This window comes from Succinivibrio sp. (assembly GCF_045124615.1).
Taxonomy (GTDB): domain Bacteria; phylum Pseudomonadota; class Gammaproteobacteria; order Enterobacterales; family Succinivibrionaceae; genus Succinivibrio; species Succinivibrio faecicola.
The window spans coordinates 1-1656 of sequence record NZ_JBGVMC010000348.1 but is presented as its reverse complement, the minus strand read 5'-3'; the positions used below and the strand labels follow the sequence as shown (position 1 = coordinate 1656).

At 36.9% G+C, this 1656-nt stretch carries 2 protein-coding genes; both read left to right on the top strand.

Annotated features, from left to right (window positions below):
* A partial coding sequence (locus ACJML3_RS09210; RefSeq protein WP_406022591.1) for an LIC_12616 family protein occupies positions 1-551 on the top strand: 551 nt, incomplete at its 5' end.
* Between the two features lie 44 nt (positions 552-595).
* Positions 596-1656, top strand: a 1061-nt coding sequence (locus ACJML3_RS09205) for a DUF3383 family protein (protein ID WP_406022589.1), incomplete at its 3' end; no start/stop codon positions are given.

Below are 1656 nucleotides of genomic sequence, written 5' to 3'. Positions count from 1 at the left end.
CAATTGATGCCGACTGCATCCAGTACGGAAATCAGAATATTGTTGTATTGCCAGAAGATACAAACGACTACTGTATATTTTTCATTGAAAACGGCACTCAGACAGCAACAACAATTGAAGAATATGATCCTGAACAAGAACAGTTAACACTAAAAGGCAAAAAAGAGATTATTTTCAGAGTTGATCTCTATGCTAACAGTCTGAACGGCAATACTAATAATATTGCGTTTGAACGTGCTCAGAATTTACAGACTATATTCAAATCATCTGTATCTGTAAGACAGCTTAAAGAAATGGGTTTAACGCCTCTATACGCAGATGATCCGAGTGATACGACTATTAACAGTAATGATTCAGAAAATTATCTTTATAGGTGGACTATCAGACTACACTGCTATATCAATCACTCAATTACATTAAGTGAGGAGGGTTTTAACAAAAAGCCTACAATTAAACTTAATTCAATTTTAGCAAAGGAAGATCAGCCAACAGATCAAAGCGAGAGTTTACATCTATCTAATATTGATATTAAAATTAAAGATAGTGAATAATTTTTATTTACGTTTATTTTTTGCAAAAAATAAGAGGTGCTTAAATGGCAATTTCAGCAAGTAATCTAGTTCAGGTTTTGCCTCGCATTTTAAAGGCTACAGGGCAGGACTTAGTTTTTAACGGTGTTGTTTTAGATGATAACGCAAGTATTCCATCAAATACCCCTCTAGCATTTTCATCAATAGATGAAGTCGGTGAGTATTTCGGATCAAGCTCAGATGAGTATAAATTTGCAGAGGTATATTTCGGAGGCTTTGATAATTCACAGGTAAAGCCTGCAACCTTATATTTTTATCTACTAAATTCCAGTGCTATTGCAGGATGGTTAAGAGGCGCATCAATTGACGTTAAAACCGCCCTTGCACAGATTAAGGCGATTACCGCAGGCGATCTGACTATCACTATTGACGGAACAGAAAAAACTTTAACCGCTTTAGACTTTAGCGCAGTAGCATCTTATTCAGATGTAGCAGATGTATTAACTACCGCCCTAAACGGTGCAGGTACAGTAGCATTTTCAAGCGTATTTAATGCCTTTACTGTAACCAGTGCAACCACAGGAGCAACTTCATCTGTAAGCGGTGCAAGCTCAAATGTTGCCGATCTGTTAGGCTTATCAAGCAGTTCAGCAGTTAAATCAGACGGACAGAATGCAAATACTGTTACAGATTCAATGAATAATCTAACTGCTAAATTCCAGAATTTTGTAACATTCACTACTCTAAAAGAACCATCAGACAGTGATGCCCTTTTACTTGCTCAGTGGGCAACTTCAAGAGCAAATACAGGTGTTTTATATCTATATGTATGTTGGGATTCAGATGTTGGAAATTTAGATCCAAACAATACAAGCATTATTGTTGAGCAGTTAAAAGCAAATAATGTTGGTGCAACCTGTGTGGCTTATCCAGATTTTAAAATGGCATCCTTTATCATGGGTGTAACCGCCTCAATTGCATGGGATCAGGCAAATTCAACAATTACTTATGCCTTTAAGCATTTATCTGGCGTTGGTGCAACCGTTGAAAATACTTCTCAGGCAAATGCTTTAGACGGTCACAAAGTCAACCACATGGGCAACTTTGCTACACGTAACGATAACTT